At 67.6% G+C, this 25,393-nt stretch carries 19 protein-coding genes; 9 read left to right on the top strand and 10 right to left on the bottom strand.

The features are described from left to right. Positions 1-192 precede the first annotated feature (192 nt). The 4 genes from ACFXI3_RS02155 to ACFXI3_RS02140 all read right to left on the bottom strand — a co-directional run bounded on the left by ACFXI3_RS02155 (position 193) and on the right by ACFXI3_RS02140 (position 3,963). Positions 193-1,755, bottom strand: coding sequence for an FtsK/SpoIIIE domain-containing protein (locus ACFXI3_RS02155; protein ID WP_378397505.1), 1,563 nt, complete (start codon positions 1,753-1,755; stop codon positions 193-195). A 321-nt stretch (positions 1,756-2,076) separates the two neighbouring features. Then, positions 2,077-3,003 carry a helix-turn-helix domain-containing protein gene (locus ACFXI3_RS02150; protein ID WP_378397503.1) on the bottom strand — a complete coding sequence of 309 codons (927 nt, stop codon included), beginning with the start codon at positions 3,001-3,003 and terminating at the stop codon, positions 2,077-2,079. 53 nt (positions 3,004-3,056) lie between these two features. After that, positions 3,057-3,515 (bottom strand): hypothetical protein, encoded by a 459-nt coding sequence (locus ACFXI3_RS02145; protein WP_378397502.1) that lies wholly within the window; start codon positions 3,513-3,515, stop codon positions 3,057-3,059. Between the two features lie 25 nt (positions 3,516-3,540). Continuing rightward, positions 3,541-3,963: a hypothetical protein gene (locus tag ACFXI3_RS02140; RefSeq protein ID WP_378397500.1), complete on the bottom strand. Its 423-nt coding sequence runs from the start codon at positions 3,961-3,963 to the stop codon at positions 3,541-3,543. Positions 3,964-4,019: 56 nt separating this feature from the next. Here ACFXI3_RS02140 and ACFXI3_RS02135 point away from each other — a divergent pair, with 56 nt between their 5' ends. Next, on the top strand, positions 4,020-4,763 hold the full coding sequence (locus tag ACFXI3_RS02135; RefSeq protein ID WP_378397499.1) for an XRE family transcriptional regulator: 744 nt from the start codon (positions 4,020-4,022) through the stop codon (positions 4,761-4,763). Between the two features lie 10 nt (positions 4,764-4,773). Then, positions 4,774-5,241 (top strand): NUDIX hydrolase, encoded by a 468-nt coding sequence (locus ACFXI3_RS02130; protein ID WP_378397498.1) that lies wholly within the window; start codon positions 4,774-4,776, stop codon positions 5,239-5,241. On the opposite strand, the gene ACFXI3_RS02125 is transcribed toward ACFXI3_RS02130, so the two are convergent. Then, positions 5,234-7,261 (bottom strand): AAA family ATPase, encoded by a 2,028-nt coding sequence (locus ACFXI3_RS02125; RefSeq protein WP_378397497.1) that lies wholly within the window; start codon positions 7,259-7,261, stop codon positions 5,234-5,236. The two genes, ACFXI3_RS02130 and ACFXI3_RS02125, sit on opposite strands and share 8 nt — an antisense overlap. An 894-nt stretch (positions 7,262-8,155) precedes the next feature. Here ACFXI3_RS02125 and ACFXI3_RS02120 point away from each other — a divergent pair. The 3 genes from ACFXI3_RS02120 (at position 8,156) to ACFXI3_RS02110 (ending at position 10,617) form a co-directional block, all read left to right on the top strand. Next, on the top strand, positions 8,156-8,512 hold the full coding sequence (locus ACFXI3_RS02120) for a hypothetical protein (RefSeq protein WP_378397495.1): 357 nt from the start codon (positions 8,156-8,158) through the stop codon (positions 8,510-8,512). 123 nt (positions 8,513-8,635) lie between these two features. Next, positions 8,636-9,172: a DUF1883 domain-containing protein gene (locus ACFXI3_RS02115; protein ID WP_378397493.1), complete on the top strand. Its 537-nt coding sequence runs from the start codon at positions 8,636-8,638 to the stop codon at positions 9,170-9,172. A gap of 14 nt (positions 9,173-9,186) precedes the next feature. Then, entirely contained in the window at positions 9,187-10,617 is a 1,431-nt protein-coding gene (locus tag ACFXI3_RS02110) for a hypothetical protein (RefSeq protein ID WP_378397492.1), read from the top strand. A 14-nt stretch (positions 10,618-10,631) separates the two neighbouring features. Here ACFXI3_RS02110 and ACFXI3_RS02105 read toward each other — a convergent pair whose 3' ends face one another. Next, positions 10,632-11,537, bottom strand: coding sequence for a TIR domain-containing protein (locus ACFXI3_RS02105; protein WP_378397491.1), 906 nt, complete (start codon positions 11,535-11,537; stop codon positions 10,632-10,634). A gap of 38 nt (positions 11,538-11,575) precedes the next feature. On the opposite strand from ACFXI3_RS02105, the gene ACFXI3_RS02100 reads away from it, so the two are divergent. Beyond that, positions 11,576-12,397: a hypothetical protein gene (locus tag ACFXI3_RS02100; protein ID WP_344276136.1), complete on the top strand. Its 822-nt coding sequence runs from the start codon at positions 11,576-11,578 to the stop codon at positions 12,395-12,397. A gap of 204 nt (positions 12,398-12,601) precedes the next feature. Here ACFXI3_RS02100 and ACFXI3_RS02095 read toward each other — a convergent pair whose 3' ends face one another. Next, on the bottom strand, positions 12,602-13,138 hold the full coding sequence (locus ACFXI3_RS02095) for a ricin-type beta-trefoil lectin domain protein (RefSeq protein ID WP_378397489.1): 537 nt from the start codon (positions 13,136-13,138) through the stop codon (positions 12,602-12,604). 158 nt (positions 13,139-13,296) lie between these two features. Here ACFXI3_RS02095 and ACFXI3_RS02090 point away from each other — a divergent pair, with 158 nt between their 5' ends. The 3 genes from ACFXI3_RS02090 to ACFXI3_RS02080 are packed head-to-tail and all read left to right on the top strand — an operon-like array spanning position 13,297 to position 15,315. Then, positions 13,297-13,692, top strand: coding sequence for an XRE family transcriptional regulator (locus ACFXI3_RS02090; protein ID WP_344276142.1), 396 nt, complete (start codon positions 13,297-13,299; stop codon positions 13,690-13,692). A gap of 22 nt (positions 13,693-13,714) precedes the next feature. After that, positions 13,715-14,203: a hypothetical protein gene (locus ACFXI3_RS02085; RefSeq protein ID WP_378397487.1), complete on the top strand. Its 489-nt coding sequence runs from the start codon at positions 13,715-13,717 to the stop codon at positions 14,201-14,203. After that, positions 14,200-15,315: an MAB_1171c family putative transporter gene (locus tag ACFXI3_RS02080; RefSeq protein WP_378397486.1), complete on the top strand. Its 1,116-nt coding sequence runs from the start codon at positions 14,200-14,202 to the stop codon at positions 15,313-15,315. Before ACFXI3_RS02085 ends, ACFXI3_RS02080 begins: the two co-directional genes overlap by 4 nt. Here the strand turns inward: ACFXI3_RS02080 and ACFXI3_RS02075 are convergent. From ACFXI3_RS02075 to ACFXI3_RS02065, 3 genes are read right to left on the bottom strand one after another with little or no spacing between them, the layout of a single operon-like run. Then, positions 15,309-16,478: a cytochrome P450 gene (locus tag ACFXI3_RS02075; RefSeq protein ID WP_378397484.1), complete on the bottom strand. Its 1,170-nt coding sequence runs from the start codon at positions 16,476-16,478 to the stop codon at positions 15,309-15,311. The genes ACFXI3_RS02080 and ACFXI3_RS02075 overlap by 7 nt on opposite strands. Beyond that, entirely contained in the window at positions 16,475-20,815 is a 4,341-nt protein-coding gene (locus tag ACFXI3_RS02070) for a beta-ketoacyl synthase N-terminal-like domain-containing protein (RefSeq protein WP_378397483.1), read from the bottom strand. Before ACFXI3_RS02070 ends, ACFXI3_RS02075 begins: the two co-directional genes overlap by 4 nt. After that, positions 20,812-25,296, bottom strand: a complete 4,485-nt coding sequence (locus ACFXI3_RS02065) for an SDR family NAD(P)-dependent oxidoreductase (protein ID WP_378397482.1) — start codon at positions 25,294-25,296, stop codon at positions 20,812-20,814. The genes ACFXI3_RS02070 and ACFXI3_RS02065 overlap by 4 nt, the downstream gene beginning before the upstream one ends. Positions 25,297-25,393: the final 97 nt, after the last annotated feature.

The following is a 25,393-nucleotide window of genomic DNA, read 5'->3' as shown; positions in this document are numbered from 1 at the left end:
ACAAGCTCACTCGCGGTGTGTCCAGGGTGGCCGCCCAGGTGCTCAAACCGTGCGCGACTCCGGTCACCGTGTCTGTGTCGAGGTGAACGCTCACCGGCGTGGACCAGGTGGTGACCTCCACCGAGCAGGACGGAGGCAACGCGTGCGCGTCAAGGTGGTCCCGGATGGCATCGAGGAAGATCATCAGCCGGTTCATGCCGCCCTCCTTTCCTCGGTCTGCGCGTGGTCGAGGTGGTGGGCGCCGCCGTTGGTGACGTACTGCTCCAACGCCTTGACGGTGTCGTCGGAGACCCAGCCCGCGCGGACACGAAGCGGTTCGCGGATGCCCTCGCCCCACACATAGCCGGTGCCGGGCATGGTCTCCGGGATGCGGTTCGCCCACGCGCCTCGCTCGTACGCGCCGTCGCCCAGCACCATCCCAACGTGGGTTTTGGAGGTGACGCGCAGGCAGACGCGGCGGGTGAACAGCTCCCGCACCGGCACCGTGTCCTTCGTCGGCTCTTGGACGTAGCCGCGGACCGACACACCCAACGCCCGGCCCTGGGTGTTGAGGACCGCGACGTGCTCCACGATCGACTCACGGGTCTTGCGGTCGGTGTAGCGGGTCAACGCGCCGATCTCGTCGAACTCCAGCAGCTCGAACGGAAACTCTTGCGAGAGCGGCACATCCCGCGTGTTCCCCGCGAACATGCGCTTGCGGTGTTCCAGTTCGTCCCGCAGGCCCTCCAAGAGTTCGAGGGTGTCCTTTCCGGACACGGCGTAGCGGGCGAAGATCCCGCGCCCGTAGGCCAGCTCCATGCCCTTCGGGTCCACACCGGACACCCGCACCAGCCCGGAGCGGATCGCCGAAGCGGCCGAGACCAGCGGGCACCACATCACCGAGTTCTTCCCCGCGCCGCTGGCACCGGCCACGAGGATGTGCGCGCCCGCACCGGTCAACGGCAACCGCCACGGCGTCCCGTACTCCGTCGTCCCCGCATACACCGCACGCAAGTTCACCCGAGCCGGTTCCAGCCCAGGCAGCTCACCGCATCGGACGGGGGTGGTGAGCAGGTCGCGGCGCATGAAGTCCAGCGACACCACATCCGGCGCGATCTCGCGCACCTGGACCCGCGACACCTTTCGCGCCGTCGCCAGCGCCCGCGCCGCGTCGTCGAAATCCTCCGGCTTCTGCCCGGGCACCAGGCGGACCCGGACCTCGTCCCACGACGCACCCGACCGCACCCGTACCAACGCGGGCACCGCAACACCGGACGTCTTCCGCGCCTGCGTGACGGCCTGGCGCTTCCGCCGACGCGACACGAGGTTCACCGTCACGTCCACCGGGATCGCCTCGTCGCGGACGGTCAGGCCACAGGCGTGCAGCCAGCCCGGCAGCTTGCGCCCGTAGACCGCCCAGCGCAGCCACCACGCCCGCAGCCACCGACCGCACCACCGATCAAACCCGACCACATCGAGCTGATGCCAGACCACCGCGATCAACGCCAGCGTGACGAGCACGACCGTCAGCGACAGCCAGCCCCACCACCGCAACCACGCCACGATCACGACCAACGCCAGGCAGGTGCGCCAGCGGGTCAGGATCTGCCGAACGAGCCAGCCGACCGCCCGCAGCACCGTCCAGAACGCGAAACCCAGGAACGCCAACGCCGCCAGCGTTTCCACAATGGACGCCAACGCGCGCCCCAGCTTCGCCAGCACCCACAACACCACCGCGACACCCGCGCCGACAGCGATCACCACCGCCGCGTTCATCGCCGCTCACCGCCCTCAGCCGCGGTGAGGTCGAGCGGCAGCATTCCTTGACATGCCGCGCACTTCGATTCGCCCCGCACGAGGCGAGCAAACTTTTTGCATGCGGCGCAACGCATCCGGGTGACCCCCGTTGACGCACGCCGTCCAGAACCGGTTATGTTCGTCATTGTTCACTTCCCAGTGGACAGCGCAGAACCGGTGAAGGTTGGTCGCCAGAGGCCGGTTCTGCGTTTATACGGAACAATTCCAAGCGCAAATGGGCGCGTTGAACAAAGCACACGTCGCCGTGCGCTTTTTTGAGTACTCGCTTAGGTTTTTCGGCTAGTCGGTGGTCGATTCGTCGGCGGTTGGTTCCTCGCCGGTCAGGAGCCGGTTCAGCCCGGCGTCAGTCGCCCGCCGCTGTGCCTTCACCTCTTTCAAAAGCTGGTCGACCACGACCGACAGGCGTGCCTGCGATTCCGACGGGGACAACGCCGCCGCCGAAAGCCGCTCGATCGTCACCTTGTACGAGGCCGCTTCATTGCCGACCAGGAACACGCCCATGGCGCGATGCGGGCAGTACACGACGTCCGAGGTGTCCTTCAGCGTGTACCGGCTGAACGCCTCCTCCGTCACCGCCTGACTCGGAGCCAGCCGGATCGTCATCGTCCGCGACAACCCGATCAAGTCCTTGAGAAACCGGGTCTGCCGCAACATCACCTCCGCGTCGCCGAAATGGTTCCGCAGCGCCTCCGACCCGATGAACATCTGCGCCTTCACCGCGCCCGCGCCGAACAAGATCCGGTTGCGGTCCATGCGGCTCTCCACCACCTGATCCAGCTTCTCCTTGTCCCGCAAGTCCGGGCCGAACACCAGCCGCGCATAATCCGGCACCTGCAACAGATCCGGGATCAGCAGCGGAGCCCACACCGTCACCGACGTCGCGACCCGCTCGTGCGCGGTCAACATCGTGTAGTGGGCCGGGTCCGCCTGCGAACCGACCGAGGACCAGCTCGGGCCCGTCACGCCATGCGCCAGCAGCATGATCCAGGCTTTCCGCTCCCCGGTCACGCCGAGCGCACCGAGCACGTTCGACACCTCCTCCGGGGTCGGGACCCTTTGCCCAAGTTCCCAGTTCGACAACAACGCCGGGTTCACCCCGATCCGCCGCCCCAGCTCCCGCAACCCGAACCGCGCCTCGATCCGCGCGTCCCGCAACGCCGCACCCAGGCCACGGGCACGCGGGCTCGCCATATCCGTGCCACGCATCAACCACACCTCCGGCCCGGGATCGTGCCTGTCTGCAAAACGAGAACACCCATCTACGCCGCCTTGCCCTCGCCAGACGCCGACGAGGCGCTGGCCGACCGCGACGACGACTTGCCCGGAGCGGCCTTGAAACCCGTCGCCCGAAAGACGTACGTCTGGTACTTGAACTCGCCCTGCCCGCCGACACGCGGCTCCGCCGTCAACCCGTCCAGCTCCACCGGCCGCATCCCCGGCAACGCCTCCGCCGTCGTCGGCACCGGCTGCACATCCGCCAGGAACGTCACCTCGAACGAGGCACGCTTCGCCTTCGTCTCACCCGGGTCCGTGACCGCAGCCCTCCATTGGCGCTTGCCGGTCACCTCGTCAATCCGTTGCCGCACCGGACGCCCCGCAGCCCGGTCCTCCCGCGACTGATACTCGTTGTCCGGGATCACTTCCCCCACCATCACAAGCCCCTGCGGGAACGCCTCGTCGAAGTCGATCGCAAACCGGTGTCCCTTTTCGATAGCCATAACCGCTAACTCCCTGTGTTCTCTGTCAGTCAGTCGTTTCCGGCGCCTCGCCGCCGTAGTCCGCCCGTGTCGCTGCGCTCAGCGCCGTCTCTGCTTCGTGAAGTTGCTTGCCCAGAACCGCGATCGCATCGGAGTCGACAAGAAGGACCACGGGGAACGCCTTGCCGAAGCGGATCTCCGCTCGGTTCGCGTACGTCAGCGCGCGGACGCGGATCGGCAGGTCTGCCGTCACGTGGATCTGGACCGTGTCGCGCATGTCGCCCGCGCCTAAACCACGTACTTGCACGACACCTGCGCGGTCGGATCGCTCGACCAGCCGTGTAGGGCCGAGGCCGTGCTTGCAGTCCTCATGTCTGCCTCCTTCGTGCTCCGCCGCCGAGCGAGTCCCGGCAACGTGCCACCCAATCTCCGGCAAGAGGCGGGACATGATCACCACGTGGCGGGACATCTTGGGACGTCCCTGGTACGGTCGAAGACGTCCCTAAAAGTCCCAAGGGGGTGCGGATGCCGAACGAACGGCTGCGTGACGCGCTGCTGCGCAACGGGCTCACGCTGGAACAGGTCGCCAAAGCGCTCAGCGTCGACCAGAAGACGGTCGAGCGGTGGATCACCAAAGGCCGCACCCCGTACCCGAAACACCGGCACAAGATCGCCGCGATGGCGCGCGAATCGGAGACCTACCTGTGGCCGGACTCCGTCGCCCCCGAGCGCAGAGCCGAGACCGCTGCCGCCGAAGTGGTGAGCGTGTTCCCGCACCGCAACGCGATCCCAGTCGAACTGTGGGACCGGCTGATCAACGACGCGTCAGAGACCGTGGAGATCCTGGTCCACGCGGCCCTGTTCCTGGTCGAACGCCCGCGTTTCATCAAGGACCTCGCAACCAAGGCCGCGGCCGGCGCGAAGATCCGCCTCGCATTCGGCGACCCGGACGGCAACAGCGTCGCCCTGCGCGGAGAAGAAGAACAGCTCGGCGACGGGACGCTCCCGGCACGCGTCCGCAACGCGCTGGCGTTCTACCGGCCGCTCGTCGGCGTCGAAGGAGTCGAGATGCGGTTCCACAACACCACGCTCTACAACTCCATCTTCCGGTTCGATGACGAGATGATCATCAACACGCACGTCTACGGATTCCAAGGCGCGCACGCGCCGTCGCTCCACCTGCGCCGCTTGTCCGCCGGGGACCTCTTCGAGACCTACTCGGAGAGCTTCGAGACCGTCTGGAACCTCGCCAAGCCCGCCACCATCTAGGAGGCACCACATGGCACGCGTCGACTACTACAACGACCCGAACGCGCCCAAGGCCAACAGCATCGCAGTCGCTGTCTCTGCTTTCATCCAGGATGATGAGGGGCGGATTCTGATGATCCGCCGGACTGACAACGACTTGTTCGCCATCCCGGGTGGTCAACTGGAGCTCGGCGAGACGTTGGCAGAAGCGGCAGTTCGGGAGGTGCGCGAAGAGACCGGCATCGAGTGTGAGATCACTGGAGTGATTGGCCTGTATTCGGACCCGAAACATGTCATCGCCTATGACGACGGCGAAGTTCGCCAAGAATTCTCGATCTGCTTCCGTGCCAGTCCTCGCGGAGGAGAACTGACCACCAGTAGTGAGAGTGCGCAGGTGGGCTGGGTGGATCCCAGTCAGCTTCCCTCGCTTCGCGTTCATGCGTCCATTGAACTACGGATAAAACATGGCCTTGAAGGCGGTGCGCCTTTTTTCACATAGGCAGTTGGCCTGAGCGAGGAAAGTCGTCGGCCTGTACAATAGCCTCCAGAAGTGCGAGTAAGTCTGGAGCTATCAACTCCCTCTTCTCAGACAACCTTTCAATAACCAAATTCTGGAGCGCAGCCTGCGGAAGTTTGATGCTAGCGGAATATAATTCCAGAACTCTCTTTCCGGGAAACACATGGCGCCACGAATTGACGCTTTCCCCCGCTACGGTGAGCGCCCCCCGAACAGCGTCTGTGCATTCATCAATTACTGATCGAACATTCGAGTGATTTAGGCGTCCATTAATTAGGTTTAAGATCTGCGAAGAGTTCTTCGTAAACTGTTCCCGTACAGCTTTCAAGATTGTTTCATCATTGCTGCCACCCTGATTTACCAATGAGATCCCCCGAAATTCTGATCCACCACCGAAGTCTTCCGACTGCGTAAGTGTTTGCAGGCGGGACCTGATCATCGCCGCAAGAACCTCGCCAGAAATGCGCCGAGCGACCTCGCTCAATGCACCAGAGACTTCACTAGGTTTAATTTGACTCCCAAGAGCTACACTTGCCACGTGCGCAATTGCTTCGTCTTGCAGTAAGTAATTCTCTATGTGGCAACGTTGCAGGACCCTGAGTCGCTCACTCTTCTTAGCGTTATACGCATCGACCTCACGTTGAGTGAGGAAGTCCCGATCTCGTATTGCGTAGAAATTGAGGTGACCGATCCCACTTTCAATTATCTTCAATACTGCGGAGTTGACTCGTGTAACTGAGCTTACGCTTCCAGAAGGGACAATGCGAACCTTGTCAGCATGTTCTCCAAGCAGCCTGCTAAACGTGCTGCGATCGACACTGGAATGCTCACCTTCAAGGAAAAGAAGCGATCGACCGACGCCTATATAACCGGAATAACCAAAGAATTCGCGTAGAAGTCTCTCGCCATCACCGATTGACGTTGCGGGGGTTATGCGAGGCAAGGAACGATCAGGCGCGCGATCCAGGAAGAAGGTCCGATCGCGCCCGAGCTGCTCAAATACTTCGCTGTTGTGCGTCGCAATCCAAAGTTGATTTCCCTTGCCGATAGTAAGTAGGGTACTGACCAGTCTTCGCGCAAGCTCTGGATGCAAGTGCAGCTCTGGTTCGTCGATTCCGATTACTGCATCGTTAACATTGTGACGAATGAAGTTGGCTAGAATAAAGAAGGCTTCCTTTTCGCCGGATGATAGCTTAGATATCTCAATTTCCCCTCCGCCGGGTAGTCGAATAAATAGGTTGGTTGGCGTCCTCTCGTATTCCCTGGATACGATCCGATACCCGGGAAGCAGGCCGCCCAGGGCTGCGTTATACACCTCAATTGGGTCAGGTGGATCGACTACACTTTTCCCTCCTTCCCTCTCATTCTTTCGCAAGAAACCAAGTCGCCGAATATAATGATATTGCTCTTCGATTAGGTACGCGACAAGATCGTTGAACTGGTTGACTGGATCTTGAAACGCAGAGTTGCTTAGCCTGCTAGCTTCATCTACTGACTGAAGTAGGTTATTTTGGGCGAATGCATAATTCGCATAGCTGCGATCAGCTCTCAGGGCAAAACCGATTGGTCGCCTGTATCCTTGCCGAAGAGTGCTCTGAACAATTTGGAAAAGACGTTCGCGCATGGCGATATCACTTGCAATACTCTGTGATTGTCGAAAAGTTCTCGTGAATCTTCGCTCACCGGCGAGAGCGTCCAGTTCTTCTGCTCGCACTCCCATGGAATCGTTATTGCGAAGGTACTTTTGAATCATCTCGGATTCGCTTTGAGTGATCTCATAGTCGACTTCGAAGTCCTCATCTCCGGACAGCATGCTCCCTGTGTAGCCGTAACCAAAGGACGTTGAAGTTGCGTACGCCACCAAGTCCAGCAGGGTACTCTTTCCGCCGCCATTCGGCCCAGCCAGGACTACCGCGGATGAATTCTCGCTATGTGTCGGCGCTTCTATCTGAATTCCGCTGAGATGACGGTATCGATTAATTCTGATCGCGCTAATAAACATTTGCCCCATCCGTGCTTGCAGAATTTAGCTCTATAGAATCAAGGCGCGCCGCCTGGGGCGGCGCGCTAGTCGCCGGGCGCGCGGCGGCCCCGCCCCCATGCGGCACGGATGGCCTGCCGCTCCGCTTCGGCCACGGCCGCGGGGCGGGCCGCCGAAGGTGCGGTTGCGTGAGCGCGCCGCCCCAGGCGCACACCGGACATGTAGATCCACATGAGGCATAGAACGCTCAAAACGACGTCCGTGTTACTTCCAGCCGTCTGGACGGGCGGAGGCCGCTCCCTCGTCAGCGATGGTCTAACGGCGGACCGACGCCCTCAAGGGCGCCTCCGGCGTCGCTGGCGCGATGAGCTTCGCTCACCCTTGACCGCGCCACTCCGACGCTAGGTGCGGCAGGGACGAGGATGAGGCCAGGCTGCCTCCGCACGATGGTCACCACCCGAGGGCGATACGAAGACCAAGCAGGCCGTGACCAGGCAGGATCTTGGGGACCATTTGGGGACCACACGTCATGCCCGGACCCACACGACCAGACGTTTCAGGAACGCCAGTCGATCAAGCAAACGCCCTCTGAGCTGCGAAAACCCTGACTCCACCGTCCTGGGGGTCAAGGGGTCGCAGGTTCAAATCCTGTCAGCCCGACCGGACGAGAGAGCCGCTTGGCTTGGGTGAAAGCCCAGGTCGGGCGGCCTTTTTGCTTCCGGGGTTTGATCTTGCTGCTGAGTGCCGGTGTAGCGGCTTGTGGACCCTTTGGGGACCACGTCCAACATCCAGCCTGATCATCCGTCAGCGACTGGCGATCAAGATGCAAGTACGACCGCGACCACAACTAGCTGACGGCAACGATTCCGCGAAAACAGTGTGCGCTCCGGTCGCCACCGCAGTCAGAATCATCCCGTGGAGAACGTCATCGACCTGGATGCGGCCGCGCAGCAGATCGCGCAGCGGCGTGGCGAGTGGCATGACCTCGGCATTACCGCGGGCGAGACCACATGGCGCGAGCAGGGCGAGGGATGGCCGCCCGCATTGAAAACCGATCGCGCGACGATCATCGACGCCGACTCGATTGGCGTTGAACTCGCCAAAGGCGCGCAGGAGGGAAGCGTCGTGCTGTTCACCGGCGGCTGGGCCGATTTCTGCTACTGGGCAGGTAACGCCGACGACCCCATCCTGGAGGCGCCCGGGTACCACGACCCGCTTGACGTCGGCACATTCGGCCAGCTCCTTGATCGGCTCACCAAGCTGTTCGCATAGCCGCCCACCGGCATCGTCGGACCTGCGATGAAACGAATCCCCGGCGTACAGCGACTGTAGGCCGACACGGTGAGGCTTGAGCTCCGGGCAGCAAGCCTCAACCTCTCAAAGCGGTGGTGTGCAATGAGATTCGTATCTTGGGACCTCGGCCAGCAACCTGCGGGTGCCCGCGTCCGTGTCGATCTCAAAGGGACAGAGGCCAACGTTCGACTTCTCGATCCGACGAACTTCGCGGCGTACAAGGCCGGGCGTGGCCATAACTACGTCGGAGGACACTACAAGCGGTCTCCGGTCGTGCTGGCGATTCCGACCACTGGCCATTGGCATCTCACCATCGACTATGGCGGCTACGCCGGGAGCGGCCAGGCAAGCGTCACTGTCCTCCAAGGAAACTACGCGCCGACGTCGTGCCGCATTCGGTCGGCACTGCACCCGTTTCCGGACGAACAAGCTGCTCGGCTAGGGCGAAACTCTGGGTCGAGCGGTTTTCCCTGCGGTGCCGGGCAAATCCTCCGCGGCGCTCAGGGACTGCACGCAACAGCAGCTTGCACTCGGCGATCTGGGCTGTCGCGTTTGAAGAGCCTGGCGGACGATGGGGCCGGCCGAGGACGACGGGTGGCCGTAACGAAGCCGGCCCAGGCGCCGACTCAGGGCGCGTGAATGACTCCAGGACGATGGCCGAGCGCAAATACCAGGACGTCGTCCGGCCGAATCGGGCTCGGCAGCTGGACGACATCAAGGCTGATATCGAACATCGCGCCGCGCACGGGCTGCGGCGACGGCTCGACAGGTTGTTCACCGCGTGGGCCGAGAGGACGGAGGCCGCCGCCTACGAGCATCCGGTGGACGCGGTTCTCGGGGAGAACTCCGGCTTGGTCAAGGCCGCGATGGAGGAGCTCGGCGTTCCGGCCGAACGGCTGGCGGCCGTGCACGTCGGATCGGCTTTGGACGAGGACGTCTCCGCCCAGATGCAGCCGTTCGACGACGGCTCCGGTCTGGTTCTCGTCTCCGACGCGATACTGGCGCTGACCAACGTCTACGGCCTTCACGCCGGAGCCGCGCTGGGAGAGCTCGCCGGCTTCGGGTCCGCGAGGCAGATGCGGCAGTCCTTCCGGATGGCGACCGGCGGCGGGCTCGGCGAGGACCCGTTCTTCCTGACCGGGCTGCTCCGGTACTACAACGTGCACCAGCGGGTCTACGGCATCGCGGCGAAACTCGGCCGTACCGAGGAGCGGGCCGGGAACGACATCGTCGATCTGATCAACACTTCCGCCACGCAGTTCGTCCTCGGCCACGAGATCGCTCACCACGCGCTCGGGCACACCTCCGCTCCCAGCGCGTTCTCCCCCGGCGAGCACCTGCCTGCCTGTTCGGCCGACGCTCAGCGCGAACTCGACGCGGACCTGTTCGCCCACCGCGCCGTCGTCCGGGTGTTCGAGACGCAGCTCGGCGGCCGCCGGAAGTTCGGCCGCGGCCGGGGACGCGAGTCTCCCGAGATCAACGCGACCCTCGGCGCGCTGGTGGCGATCCTGACCGTGCACTCGACCGAGACCGCGCTCTTCATCCGGCGAGGCAATACCCACCCGCCCGCCGCCGAACGCGCCGCGCGGCTGCTCGACGGGCTGGGGCGCAGGGTTCAGCAGTTCTCCCCGTTGTTCCTTGGAAAGATGCTCTCCTCGACCGCGGCCTCGTCGGACTTCGGCGCCTCGGTCGAGCCGTTCGACTGGGCGGCGTTCTACGCGGACCCGCGGGTGGACACCCCGCACCCCCGGAGCTACCTCGACCAGATCGCGCTGTTCGACCGCCTGCAGACCGCGCCCCGGGCACAGCTGCTCGAGGGACTCGCCCGCAAGAGCACGGACTCCTCCGGGATTCTCGCCAGGGGCGCCGCGGCCGCCCTAGAAGGAGACGTGCCCGGAGCCCTCGCGATCTGGGGTGTCGCGGACGAGTGGCAAGAACTCCTCCGCGACCGGCTGCAGCCGCTTTCCTTCCACACCGCCCTGACAGCGGTCAAGGAGGCGTTCGACGGGCAGGAACTGGACGAAGGGCTGGCCTTGCCGGGCTCCGTCGTGTGCACGGCCCTGCTCGCGGAGCAGCTCGCGTGACCCCGGACGGCCGGTTACCGACGGTCTTCCTCGATGAAGTCGACGACCTTGTGCCACAGCGACTCCGCGAACTCATCGGCAGCGAACAGCGCCGATGCTACGGGGGCGTCGCCGTACCTGAGCGCGCCCTTTCGACGACCGGCGTCCCAGTGCGCGGTCACTATTCCGTCGACGGCGGGCGGCCAGGGGCCGAGCCGAACCTCCAGGGAGTCCGGCACGGTCCGGCTCCACACGAGGGCGAGGTTCCAGACCTCGCGTCCGTTCTCCGCGAGGACCAGTTGCACCGACGTTTCCGAAGCCTGCACTCCGCAGGCGAAACCGTAATCCGGCAGCAGCCGCGAATGCCGCTCGAGAACCTGCCCGACCCGGGTCATCGCGTCCGCCAGCACAGCGCGTGGGTCGAAGTGCACCGGCGCGACGCGCGGCAGCCTCGGCCCCGGAGCTTCCGCCACGACGTCCTCGACTTCTCTCGGCTCATGCCCTTCAGCCCGGGAAAGCGCGACTTTCCTTGCGACGAGCCGAGCCAGTTCCTCCGGAGAGTGGTCGGCAGCGCGCAGGTAGATGATCGCGGGGTTGAGCAGTTCCGGAGGAATCTCGACGTTGTCCATCACCACGGGCAGGATGTAGTCGCCGCCGCGCCGCACGCTGACCGTCATGGCGGCGTAGAACTCGTCCATCGGGTACGCGCCGGCGATGTAGTCCTCGGACAGGAAGGGAATCACGTGGCGGACGGCCACCCCGCCGTAGACCCGGCGCAACTCGGTGATGACGTTCTTCCCCCAGAGCCGCACGGTTTCGTCGCGGTCGTAGAAGACCACGACCCCCAGCCCCTCGCAGGCACGGACGACCTGCTCGACGTAGTCGCGCTGGTTGCCGGAGAACGAGACCGCGACGTCGTACGTGCCGGAGCTGTCCGTCATCCGGCCATCCTAGAGCCATCCGCGACCGGTGGCTCCTGATGATCGCCTGGGCGGATCTTGTTCCGCAGTACGAGAATTCGTCCGACGACGCGTTGCACACAGCACTCGGGGCCGCACTGCTCGGCGAGGGGCTGGGCGTCTCGCCGACGGACCGGGCCCGGCTGGGCAGGTTCGCGAAGAGCTGGCTCGCCAACAAGGGCGACGAGATGATTCAGCGGATCAAGGCCACCGACACCTACCGGATCTGGGCGGAGACCGCTGGTCCCGGTCAGCTCGCCGAGAACGGGGTACTGGCCGGGGCGCTGCACGAGCAGGGCAGCGACGACCGGGTCGCGGCGGTGCTCGGCGAGGCGCTGGCACGCGATACGGCGGCTAAGCACACGCGCAGCTACGACGTCGCGGTCTCGTTCACCGACGAGGTGGGCGAATACGTCCGTTCCGTGGTGGAGGCCGCCCGGACGCTGGGCTTGGTCGTCTTCTTCGAGCCCGACATGACCTTCGAGTGGTGGGGGCGGAACTTCCTCGTCGAGGGGCGCAAGGTCTACGGGCAGCGCGCGTGGCACTTCGTCCCGTTCTTGTCGCCCGCATACCTGGCCGCCGCGCACGCGCGCGACGCTTTCGCCACCGCGATCGAGGCCGCCACGCGGCGAAACGACGACTACGTGCTGCCCGTCCTCGTGGACCAGTCGGAGGTGCCGGCCGAACTGCTCAACCCCGCCACCGGTTTCCTCCGCACCAAAGACCACACGCCTGCCGAGCTGGCGGCGCACTTGCTGGCCAAGGTCCGCCGAACCAAGGCCGATGACACCGCCGCGCGTGATTTCGGCACCGCCGTGCGGAACTCCGGCACTGGCACCTGAATGAGCCAGGGTGCCAGCGTCCGACCCGGACTTGTCTGAGCAAGATCCCCGGCTGGGCGAAGCACCCTCAACAACGGACGTCGCGGAGCTCGAATTCACAGTCCGGAACCGCCTCTGCCTCCCGGCCCTTCGCCGTTGTCGGCGAATCCGAGTTCCCGCTGAACCGGGCGGAGCCCCGCGAAAGGCTCCGCCCGGTCCGCGCGATCAGCTGTGCAGGTAGTGCGCGTCCCAGCCCTGCAGGGGGGCGAAGTTGTTGCACTGCCCGACAAACGTGTACACGCCCTTCTTGTTCACCTGGTCCAAACCGAACTGGATGCAGGTGCCCAGGAGGCGGTTGCGGATGGTCCCGTCGTCGTAGAAGACCCACTGCTGTTCGGCTCTGCCGTTGCAGCCCCAGCCCTCCAGGCGCGGGGTCGGGTCGCCCAGGCCGGTCGCGGACGGGGACAGGCAGCGGCCGTCGTTGGTGCTGTGGATGGAGCCGTCCGGGGCGATCGCCCATTGCTGGTTGTAGCTGCCGTTGCAGTTGTAGGTCCAGACTTTGCGGCCGTCGCCTCTGCTGTCGTCCGAGTCTTCGTCGATGCACTTCGTGCCGTTGAAGTAGTACGAGCCGAAGGCGTAATAGCCCACCGGCTGGACCGGCTTGGGGGCGGCGGCGGGGGCGGCGGACGCGGGGGCCGCGGTGAACATCGTGCCGGCCAGGGCCAGTGCGCCGATCGCGCCGGCCAGGAGCTTTCGCTTCATGGTGCTTCTCCTTGATTTCGAGGTGTTAGCTGACATGAGTGCAATCTGACATTCCATTCATCTCAGCTGATAGCCGATCCTGGATGACGGGGCGGCCGATGTCAACTAAGATGAATCCGGAAGCCGTACATGTTCACGCCAGCAGAGGAAGGCTGCCGATGGCCTCGCTCGCCGAGAAGATCGAGAAGCTGTTCGACGTCGTGCGCAAGCCGGGCCGCGATCAGTACTCCAGCGAAGAGGTCGCGAGCGCGTGCCGGGAGGCGACGGGCGAGACCTTCTCGGCTACCTATCTGTGGCAGCTGCGCACGGGCCGCCGGGACAATCCCACCAAGCGGCACCTCGAGGCGCTGGCCGGGTTTTTCCAGGTCCCGCCCGCGTATTTCTTCGACGACGAGCAGAGCGCCCGGATCGCCGAGGAGCTGGAGCTGCTCGGCGCGCTGCGCGACGCGGGGGTGCGGGACGTGGCGCTGCGCGCGGTGACCCTCTCCAGGGCCGGGCTGGGCACCATCAGCGACATGATCGACGCGATCGCGCGAAGAGAAGCGGGCGAGTAAGGCGGAACTGGGGGGTCGGTTCGTGGATCGCAAGCTGTGGCGAAGATGCCGGAAACTGGCCGGCGACCTGGACCTGCCGGAGCCCTTCGACCCGGCCGAGTTCGTCCGGGGCGTCGCCGCCGGGCGGGGCAGGCCGATCGAGCTGCTGCCGGCCAGAGTGATCGTCGGGGGGCCGTGCGGGCTGGTGATGTCCACCGACCGCGCCGACTACATCCTGTTGCCCGCCAACACTTCCGCGCTGCATCGGCAGCACATCCTGTTGCACGAGATCGGGCACCTCGTGTGCGGGCACGCCGGCAGCGTCGACGTCGGCACGCTCCTGCCCACCCTCTCCCCCGAACTCGTCCAGCGGGTGCTCGGCCGTTCGGTGTACACCGAGGTGCAGGAGCAGGAGGCGGAACTGCTCGCCACTCTGGTCGCGCACCGCGCGGCCCGCGGGCACGAGCCCGAGCCTGCCGGGGACGCGCTCGTTTCGCGCGGGCTGGCTTTGGTGGAGCGGTGGTTCGGGTGATCGAGGCGATCGGTTACTCCGGCTGTCTGTGCGCGCTGCTCGCGGTGGCCGCGAAGGTGGAGTCGCGCCGGCCGGTGCCGCCGCCGGGGATCAGGTACCTGGGCATGTTCATCGGCTGCTTGACCGCCGGGATGACCCTGCTCGCCGTCGGGGGCGGCAATACCGCGAGCTTGCTCGGCGACGAGCTGAAACTCGCCTCGCTCGCGTTCCTCGTCCTGTTCGCGCGATCGCTGTCGCCGGGAGAGCCGACGCGGCGGCAGGTCCGCTGTTCCCTGCTCGTGACCGGCGAACTGCTGGCGGTCAACGCCGTTCTGTTCGCCGCCGCCGACGCCAGGGAGATCGCCGGGAACACTGTGGTGAGCAGGGTCGGCGTCCTGCCGTTGCTGATCTACTACGTGATCTACACCTTGGCCGCCGCGTCGGCGTTGTCGCTGTTCATCCTTCTCATCCGGCGGTATGCCAAGCGGATGGCCCCCGGCTCGCTGCGGCGCGGGCTCCAGTTGATCATCGCCGGAGCCTCGGCCGGTCTGTTGTGGACAGCGTGGGCGGTCGAGGACATGTACAGCTTGCTGGCGGCCGGCCGGGTCAGCGCCGCCGAGGACACTCCGTCGGTGCTGCTCGGGGCGGTGGCCGTGACGCTCGCCGCCGCGGGCGCGACGCTTTCCGCGTGGGGGCCGCGGCTGGGCGCGCCTGTGCGATGGCTGCGGGCCTATTTGGGGTACCGCCGGCTCGGTCCTCTGTGGACGGCGATGCGGGAGGCGGTGCCGGGCATCGTCCTGAACACCGGCGGCGGGGTGCATCTCGCCCTGTACCGCCGGATCATCGAGATCCGGGATGGGCATCTGGCGTTGCGGGAGCATTTCGATCCCGCGGTGGCCGAGCGCGCGACGTACCTCGCCCGGCGCGCTGGCATCGCCCCGCAGCGGATACCCGCCGCTGTCGAAGCCGCTTTGATCGTGGCCGCGCTGGCCGCCCACCGCGAAGGGCGCCGTTTCCGCGCTGCGGCGGACTACCGGCCGTCCGGCCTCGCTCCGACCATCGCCGCCGAGACCGCTTGGCTCACGGCGGTTTCCCGGGAACTCCGCTGGCCGGGCACGTACCGGCTTCAGTAAAGCTCCGCGGTATCCGGGACGAACCGCACCGGCAGGGTGCTGTACCCGGTCAGGAAGTTGGAGTGAATCCGCCTTGGTTCGCCGACGACCTCGAACCCGGTCGCGTACTTCCGGAGCGCCGAAAGCAGCTCAGCGATCTCGATCCGCGCCAGCTGGGCGCCGACGCAGTAGTGCGGGCCGTAGCCGAAGGCGAGGTGTTTGTTCGGGGTGCGGCGGAGGTCGAAACGGTCCGGGTCCGCGAAGACGGTGTCGTCGCGGTTCGCCGAACTGAGCCACAGCGTGACGATCTCCCCCGCCGCGACGGGATGACCGGCGATTTCGGTGTCAGCGATCGCAGTGCGGCCGAAGTGCATTGCGGGAGTCGACCAGCGCAGGACCTCGTCGGTGGCGGTGGGCAGAGCGACGTCTCCGTTGCGCAGCAGATCCCATTGCGAAGGGTGAGCAGCGAGGGCGCGGACGGCCTCGATCATGGACAGGCGGCTCGTCTCGTCGCCGCCGATGAGCAGGCTGTAGCAGTTCAGGACGATCTCTTCGGCCGACAACGCAGTGGCAGCCAGTGCGCTGAGGACATCGTCGGCGGGGGCGGCACGGCGCTCGGCCAGCCGGCCGGTGAAGTAGGCCAGGATTTCGTTGCGGGCCAGAGTCGATACCAGCTCGTCGGAGTCGCGGTCCTCCGAGCTGAGGGCGCGTTTTGTTTGCGTCAGAAGGAAATCGTGATCACTCTCGGGCACGCCCAGGAGGTGTCCGACCGTCGTGATGGGGATGCGGCTGGCGACATCGGCGGCGAAGTCGCAATCGCCGCGCGAGACGGCGTCGGTGATCAGGGTGCGCGTGTTCCGGCGGACTTGGCGAGTGAGGCGGGCGAGTGCCGCGGGGGTGAAGGCGCGTTGCAGGATCTGGCGGAGTTCGCGGTGGCGCGGGCCGTCGGTGACCGCGAGCATGCGGCCGGACGCGGAATCTCCCCCGGCCAGCAGGGTGACCAGGACGTTGCCGCGTTCGGACGTGTAGTGGGCGGCGTCGCGGTAGACGGCCAGGACGTCCGCGTGGCGCGACACGACCCAGAAGCCGTGCGGTTCGTGCCGGTAGACCGGATGGTCCGCGCGGGTGGAGCGCCAGAACTCGGTGAGGTCGGACTCGAAGGTGCGAGGGTCGGCCAGGTTCATCGGAGTGCGTTGAGTTCGTCGGCGAGGGCGCGGATCGTCGAGTGGTCGAACAGGGTCGCGGCGGGCAGGTCGACGTCCAGGTGTTCGCGGAGCCGGGCGAGCAACTGGGTGGCTTGCAGCGAGTTGCCGCCGAGTTCGAAGAAGTCGCTGTCCAGGTCGAGGTCGGGGACGCCCAGGGTTTCTTCCCACAGTCGCAGCAGGCTTCGTTGCAGGTCGGTCGCGTCGGCCAGGTCCTCGCGCACTACCGGGGCGAGGTGGTGCGCGGGCGTCGGGGCGGCAGGGGGTTCCATCCGCTGGGCGGCTTCGCGGCCGACTTCGGCGAGGCCACGCGGGGCGGCGATCACTTGCGGGCCGAGGCGGGCGGCGAGGATGCGCCAGAGCAGGTCGAGGCCTTCGCTGGTGCGGAGGTAGTTGCTGTGCGGATCGTCGGACGCGAGCATGCCGGTCTCGCTCCAGGCGTCCCAGTTGACCGACACGGTGTGCCGCGGGCCAGGCGGGCTGGCGTGGGCGAAGGCGTCGAGATAAGCGTTGGCGGCGAGGTAGTCGGCTTGGCCGTAGTAGGTCGGGACGAGTGCGGTGACTGAGGAGAACAGGACGAGGAAGTCCGGGTCCTGGCCGAAAATCCGGTCCAGGACCTGGGTTCCGGTGACCTTCGGGGCGAGCACGGCTTCGACGTCCTCGCGGCGGCGGACCGCCATCATGCCGCCGCCGGGGCTGCCCGCGGCGTGGAAGATGCCGTCGACGCGGCCGCAGGTGTCGCGGATCCGGCGCATGGCGGGTTCGTCGGCGACGTCCGAGACCTGGACCAGGACGGAGCCGCCCAGAGCCTCGATCTCCTTGAAGCGCCTGATGGTCTGCTTGCGGATCGGGCACGGGCCTTCGGCCAGGTAGGTGTCCCAATCGGGCCGGTCCGGGAAGCTGGAGCGGCCGACCAGGACGAGCCGGGCGCGGACCAGCCGGGCGAGGTCTTCGGCGAGAGCCAGGCCGATGCCGCCTAGTCCGCCGGTGATCAGGTAGGTGCCGCGTTCGCGCAGCAGCGACGGCAGGGATTGCGGCGGGTTGCTCGGCAGGGGCCGGATTTCGCGGACCCAGCGGCGGCGTCCGCGCAGGGCGACCTGGTCGTCCGCGGCGGCGAGTTCGGCGAGGACCTGCTGTGCGTCCGCGGGCATCGCGAGGTCGACGACGCGGCTCGACAGGTTCGGGATCTCCTGATTGACCATGTGGTGCGGGCCGAGGACGGTCGCTTTGGCGGGGGTGACCGGGTCGGTGCCGGTGACCTCGTGCAGGCCCGTGGCGAGGACGGTCAGGGTGATCGGAACCGAGATCTGCCGACGCGCCAGAATCCGGCCGAGCGCGAGCAGGCTGTACAGGCCGTGGTCGAGGCTTTCCTCGTCGAGCAGCCAGGCGTGCACGATGCGGCGGGGTGCCAGTCCGGCGGCGGCGAGATCGGTCAACAGTGCGTCGTAGTCGTCGGGGTCGGCTGGGCGGAGTGTGTACCGGCCAGGGGCGCGGCGGGCGAACTCGACGCCGGGTTCGGCTCGGACGACGGTGGCTCCGGCGCGGCGGAGGTCGTCGAGGACCTGGTCTACGACCGGCGAGCCTGCGGTGAAGACGAGCCAAGGTTCGCCGGGGGTGACGCCGACGCTGGTCTGGTCGAGGGGTTGTTCGGCCCAGGTGGGCAGTTCGAGCGGCGTGGTTTCGGCTGCCGGCTCGGAGGTCAGCGGGACGCCGTACATGCCTGCCAGCGGCGGACGTCCGGGATCCGGGTCGACCCAGGCGTGTACGCGTTGGTACGGGTAGCCGGGCAGCGGCAGGCGGCGGCGGTTCTCCCCCGCCCAGAACGTGTCCCAGTCCGGTTCGATTCCGGCGGACCAGAGGGTGCCGAGCGCGCGCAGCAGCAGGTCGGAGTCGGTGCGTTTGTCGGCGCGGTGGCGCATGGAGGAGACGATGGCCGGGGCGGGGGCGGTTCGGGTTTCGCGCCAGTGCAGGCGTGCGATGGTGGACAGTGCGCCGCCGGGGCCGACTTCGAGCAAGGCGTGCTCTCCGTTGTCCCACAACGTGTTCAGCGCGTCGGCGAAGCGGACTGGCTGACGCAGTTGCCGGACCCAGTATTCCGGGTCGCGGGCCTGGTCGCCGGTCAGCCAGTCGCCGGTGACGCTCGAGACGACCGGGATTTCCGGGGCGCGGAGCTCGATGTCCGCGAGTGCGGCGCGGAACTTCGGGAGGATCGGGTCCATCAGCGCGGAATGGAAGGCGTGGTCCACGGGAACCGGGACGCAACGGATTCCCTTGTCTGTCAGCTGGTTTCGGAGCCGATCCATGAGGTGCGCGGGCCCGGAGGCGACGGTGTTGCGGGCGCTGTTGACCGCGGCGATCGACAAGCCCTCCGGCAGTTCGGCGCGCAGGTCGTCCTCGGACAGCGGGACGGCGAGCATCGCGCCGGGAGCGGTGCTCGCCATGAGTTCGCCGCGCAGGACGACCAGGTTGGCGGCGTCTTCGAGGCTGAAGCATCCCGCGACGCAGGCCGCGGCGTACTCGCCGATGCTGTGTCCGGCGAGGGCTCGGGGCCGGATGCCCCAGTGCGTCCAGAGCTGAGCGAGGGCGTATTCGACTGCGAACAGCGCGGGTTGGGCGAGGTCCGTGGTACGCAGGGTTTCCTGGTCCAGGTCGATGCCGAGGAGTTCGGCGCAACGGTCGAGTTCGCGGCGGAACACCGGTTCGCGTGCGGCGAGTTCGCGGCCCATTCTCGTGTATTGCTCGCCCTGCCCCGGGAACAGGAACGCGACTGCCGGCGGACGCCGTGGGGCCGGTGGGCGGCCGTCGACGGCTAGGTCTTCCAGGCGTTGAGCCAGATTCTCGCCGGGGGCGGCCACCAAGGTACGGCGGTGTGCGTGTGCGGCCCGGCCGCGGTGGAGGGTGTGGGCCAGGTCGGCGACGTCGAGGCCCGGGTTCGCGCGCACGGTCTCGGCGAGCGCGCGGACGGCGGCGTTGGCCGCGGCTTCGCTCCGGCCGGAGACGGTGATCAGCTGCCGGGGTCGCGTGCTGGCTTCGGTGGTGACAACCGGGGCTTGGGTGAGCACGACGTGGGCGTTGGTGCCGCCGATGCCGAAGGAGCTGACGCCCGCCGCGCGGCGAACCTGCGGCCAGTCGCGGAGTTCGGTGTTGACGAAGCAGGGGCTGGACTCGAAGCCGACGTCCGGGTTGGGTTCGGCGAAACCGGCGCTCGCCGGGATTTGTCCATTGTGGATCGAGAGCGCGGTTTTGACGAGGCCCGCGATCCCGGCCGCGGAGCCCAGGTGGCCGATATTGCCCTTGACCGAGCCGATCGGGACGTCTCCGCAGCCCGCCAGCACGGTGGTCAGCGCCTCGACCTCGATCGGGTCGCCGACGGTGGTGCCGGTGCCGTGGCATTCGACGTAGCCGAGGTCGGCGGCGGCGAGTCCGGCGCGGGCGAGCGCGGTGTGGACGAGTTCTACCTGGCCGATGATGCCGGGCGAGGTGAAGGTGAACCGGCGGGATCCGTCGTTGTTGACCGCGGAGCCGCCGATCACCGCGTAGATGTGGTCGCGGTCGGCGACGGCGTCGGCGAGGCGTTTGAGCGCGACGACGCCCGCGCCGGAGCCGAAGACGGTTCCGTCGGCGGCGGCGTCGAAGGGGCGGCACCGGCCGGTGCGGGACACGATCGCGCCCTCGTGCCAAAGGTAGCCGTGGCCGTAGGGCGACTGGACGTCGGCGGCTCCGGCGAGGGCGAGGTCGCAGTCGCCCTGCCGCAGGGATTGCGCGGCCAGGTGCACCGCGACGAGGGCCGAGGAGCACGCGGTGGAGACCGCCAGGCTGGGGCCGTCCAGGCCGAGGCGGTGCGAGACGTTCGTGGCCAGGTAGTCGTTTTCGTTGCCCACGCTCCACTCCAGCGACGCGAGCGCGGCGCGGGCGGCTGGGTCGCGGCTGACGTGCAGGGCGCCGTAGAGGTTGGGGGCGGCGGAACCGAACACTCCGGCTCGCCCGGGGACGCGGCCGGTGTCGTAGCCGGCGTTCTGGAGCGCGGCGTGCGCGCATTCGAGGAACAGCCGGTGCTGCGGGTCGGTGGCCCTGGCCAGCTCCGGGCGGTAGCCGAACAGGTCCGCGTCGAATCCGGCCAGGTCGTCTACGAGCGCGGCGGCGCGGACGTAATCCGGGTCGGCGATGCGGGTGAGCGGGACTCCGGCCTCGCGGAGTTGCTCCTCGGTGCGGTCGGCGATCGAGGCGACGCCGCCGCGGAGGTTCTCCCAGAACTGGCCGACCTCGTTCGCGCCGGGGAAACGGCAGGCCAGGCCTACGATCGCGATCTGGTCGCTCATCGTGCTCCTCGGTCGGTCAGGGTGGCCGAGACGGAGCGCACGGTCGCGGATTCGAACAGCGCGCCCGAGCTCAGCGCGATGCCGTAGCGCTGTTCGATCTGGTCCACGATGTGCACGGCGGCGAGCGAACTGCCGCCCACGTCGAAGAAGTCGTCGTCGAGGCCGATGTCGGGGTTGCCGAGCAGGTCTGTCCACAGTTGACGGACGACCTCGACAACCGGCTGCCCGGCCGGGGCGGGCGGCGGGGCCGGCTCGGCGGCGGGTTCCGGTGCGGACGGAGCGCCCAGGTGGTCGACGATCACCGTGGCGGGCAGGTCGCGGCTGAGAGCATCGAGGAAGATCTGCGCGCCTTCCGCTGGCGCGAGCTGCGCGTCGCGCGACGTTGCCGCCGGGGCGGCGGGGCGGCTGAAGTCGGTGCGGGGCACGGCGCGGAAGGTCAGCGAGCGGATCGCGACGAGATGTTTGCCGGTCTCGGTGTCGTGGAGGTCCACGTCGACTACGCGGGTGGTGCCGGTTTGCTCGCGTAGCTGGGAGCGGGCGGTGACCCGGCTGGTCAGGCGGTCGAAGACGGCGACCGAGCGGTAGCGGAACGGGACGAACACCGCGTCGGCGGTGGTGTCGATCAAGGTGGCGGTCGCGACGTCGAGCAGAGCCGGGTGCAGGAGGTGCTCGCGGAGGTCGGCGTGGAACTTTTCGGGCAGTTCGAGTTCGGCGACCGCTTCGTGTTTGTCGCGCCATCGGCGGACTTCGCTTTCCCAGCGCGGGCCGAATCCGAAGCCGGGACCTGCCGCTGCCGTGGGCGCATCCGGCGCAGCGCTGGGGAGCGATGAGCTGGCGAGTTCGGGTTCGGCGCCGGAGGCTTCGATCGATCCCTCGGCGTGGTCCGTCCACTCCCCGTGCCCCTGCACGGGTTTCGCGCGCAGGCGGAAGCGATGGCCCCCGGGTGCGGCGGAGACGGCTACCTCGACGTAGTGGGGCTCGGTGACGGGCAGGGAACGCAGGATCAGCACGTCGCGCAGGCCGACCGGCGACGTGTCCGGCAGGAGGGCTCGCGCGGCGGTGACGGCGAACTCCAGCATCGCGGTGGCGGGCAGGACCGCGACGCCGCCGAACTGGTGCTCGTCGAGCTGCCAGGTCTGTCCGGGGGTGATCACGACGCGGTGGCCGGGGGTGTCGGTCATGCCGGTTCGTTCCCAGGCGGGCCAGGCGATCGAGAGCGTCCGAGGGTGGCGGAGGCGGTGGTGGGCGGCGTGGGCGTTGAGGAACGCGTTGGCGGCAGCGTAGTCGGCGCTGCCGCGGAGGCCGGACACTCCGGCGTGGCTGGAGAAGTAGACGAGGAAGTCGAGGTCTCTTCCGGACAGGGCGTGTTCGAGTGCGAGAGCGCCGTGCACCTTCGGTCGCAGGACTCTGTCCACATCGGACCGGGAGCGGCGTTCGATCAGGCCGCCGCCGGCGATTCCGGCGGCGTGGACGACTCCGTGCGGGCCTCGGCCGAACGTCCGCTCGACCTCGGCGAAGGCGCTGCTCAGGGATTCGGAGTCGGTCACGTCGGCGTTGAGCACCGCGACGGTCGCGCCCGCTGCTTCGAGTCGCGCGATCCCCGGGGTGCGGGCGGCGGAGCGGCCGAGCAGGGCCAATCGCGGGCGGAGGCCGGTGTCCGCCAGTGCCTGCGCGATGACCAGGCCTACTCCCCCGAGGCCGCCGGTGATCAGGTAGATCCCGTTCTCCCGCAGCGGTCGTGGCTCGGCCGGAGTGTCGTCGACGGGAACGATGCTGGGCAGCCACCGGGTGCGGCCGCGCAGGGCGACGTGGGGTGCGGTCAGGGCGGCGAGTTCGGCGGCCAGGACGGAGGTCACGGCGACCGGGCCGACGTCGATCAGTACGCAGCGGAGGCTGGGGATCTCCCGTTCGACGGTGCGGGCGAAGGCATTCAGCATCGCGCGGGCGGGGTTGAGCGGTTCGGCGCCGGTCAGGTCGACTGCGTGCCGGACCAGGATCGCGAGGGTGGCCGGGGTGGACCGGAGTTGCTTCGCCAGGGTTTGGACGCAGGCGAGGACGCTGTAGAGGCTGCTTTCCAGGTCGGGGCTGTCGTCGTCGGTGACGCCGAGGGCGTGGACGATCAGCTCGGGTACCGCAGTTTCGCGCAGGGCCTCGACGGTGAGCAGGTCGGTGGCGTGGTACCCGGCTGCGGCTACGGCATCCGTTACCCACTGGGCGTTCTCGGGTCGGAGGACCAGTGCTCGTCCGCCTCGAACGGTGGTCGCTGGTGCCTCGCCGCCGGGTTGCCAGCGCTCGTGCAACAGCGTCCATCCTGCGGGTTTCGGCGCGTCGCTGGTGGCTGGGCCGTGGTACTCGACCCAGTGCCGCCGTCGTTGGTAGGGATAGCCGGGCACTGGGATCCGGCGGGCGGGGCGCGGGACGCGGCTGCGCCAGTCGATGTCCTGACCGTGGACCCACAGGGTGGCCAGAGCGTCGTCGAGGCCGGTGCCGGACAGGACGGGCAGGGTCCGCGACGACGCGGTGCCGGGGCCGATCAGCACCGTCAGGTCTGCTCGCGGTTCGGTCCTTTGTGGACTCTCCGCGCCGCTCAGCACGCGTTCCGCAAGGTGGCGCGAGATCTCGCCCTCGCGGAAGGCTTGTGCGGCCAGTGTGCCGACGCCGTCTCCGGACACGCTCTCCGGCCGCACTCCCCAGCGGGTCAGGCAGGTGGCCATCGCGTACTGGAGGACGAACAGAATCGGACGGGCGTGTTCGGGCGCGCCACCCGCGAGCCACCGGGCACGCAGCTGTCCGGCTAGGGGTTCGAGGACCTCGAAGGCGGCGTCGCAGGCGTCGCGGAAGTCGGGCTCGGCGGCGTAAAGACCGGTCGCCAACCCGGGCCGCCACGCCGATTCGTCCGGGAAGTGCAGGCCCACGCTGCGGGGACGGTCGTCCGAGCTGAGGATGCTGGACGCCAGTTGCGCGAGGAAATCGTCACGGTCGCGGGCCACCACCGCCGAACGCACCGCCCGGGCGGTCCGGCCGACCTGGAGTGTGTGCGCTGCGGCGGCGAACAGCGCCGGGTCGAGGTCGGCGAAGTAGCCGCGGAGGCGGTCGCGAAGCTCGGTCTCGGCGGTCCGGTCGTCCGCCGACCAGATGACGATCTGCTTTCCGGACGGAGGCGGGCCGGGCTCGATCGGCGGGGCCTCTTCCAGGATGACGTGGGCGTTCGTGCCGCCGATGCCGAAGGAATTCACACAAGCGCGGCGGACCGAACCCGGCTGGCGGGGCCACGGGCGAGACTCGGTGAGCACCTCGAACGGCGAGTCGGCGAGGCCCAGTTCCGGGTTCACCGCGTCCACGTGGATGCTCGCGGGCAGCCGCTCGTGGTGCAGCGCGAGGACGGTCTTGATCACGCCCGCCACTCCGGCCGCGGTGCCGAGGTGGCCGACGTTGGACTTCACCGAGCCGAGCAGGCAGGAACCCGGCGGCAGGGGTTGCCCGGCGAGCGCGCGAAACGCCTGGGTCATCGCGGCGACCTCGGTGCGGTCGCCGATGCCCGTACCGGTGCCGTGGGCTTCGAAATACGAGATCGTGCTCGGGTCGATCTCCGCCGCGGTGAACGCGCCGGTGATGCACTCGGCCTGTCCATCGACGCTCGGCGCGGTGAAGCCGGTGCCGCGTCCGCCGTCGTTGTTCACCATCGAACCGCGCACGACCGCGTGGACGGTGTCGCCGTCGGACAGCGCGTCGGAGAGCCGTTTGAGCACGATCGCGCCGACGCCGTCGCCGAAGTTCGTGCCGGTGGCCGTGCTGGAGAAGGGGCGGCACGAGCCGTCCGCGGAGTTGACCCCGCCGGGCACGTGGACGAATCCGCGTTCGCTCTGCGGATCGATCATCGAACCGCCGACGAGCGCCAGTTCGCAATCGCCCGCGAGCAGCGCTTGACGCGCGAGGTGCAGGGCGACCAGCGAGGTGGAGCAGGCGGTGCGGACGGTCAGGCTCGGCCCGGTCAGCCCGAGGCGTTGCGCGACGCTGGCGGCGAAATAGTCTGGGTCGTTGTTGAAGTCGACGGCGAGCTGGCCGACCGAGCGGAGCAGGCGGGCGTCCGGCTCAACGTGCTCGCTGGCGTACCGGTTGCTGCCCGCGCCGGCGAAAACGCCGATGCGGCCGGGGAAATCGGCGGGCATCTGCCCGGCGTGCTCCAGCGCGGCGTGGCCGACCTCGAGGAACACCCGGAACTGGGGGTCGCGGATCTCGGCTTCTCGTGGGGTGAGGCCGAAGAACGCGGCGTCGAAGTCGTAGGGAGCGTCGATGCGGGGACGGCGGCGCACATAGCCGGGCATGGCGAGGCGTTTCGGGTCTTCTCCGGCGCGCAGGATCTGGTCGTCGGAAAGCGCGGAGAGGCAATCCCGGCCGTCGAGGAGATTCCGCCAGAATGCGCCGAGGTCATTCGAACCCGGAAACCGGACCGCCATCCCGACTACGGCGATCGGCTCCATATCCACCCCTCACCATTTCACTCTCGGCGGAGAGCCGATACGCGCATTGCAGCACACGCGCCGGCGCGGCAGCCAGCATTTCGGACAGAGCCGAAGG

Source organism: Amycolatopsis sp. NPDC059235 (assembly GCF_042754125.1).
Taxonomy (GTDB): domain Bacteria; phylum Actinomycetota; class Actinomycetes; order Mycobacteriales; family Pseudonocardiaceae; genus Amycolatopsis; species Amycolatopsis albidoflava.
Note: the sequence above shows the minus strand (reverse complement) of the source record. Positions and strands in the feature narration are given on the sequence as shown.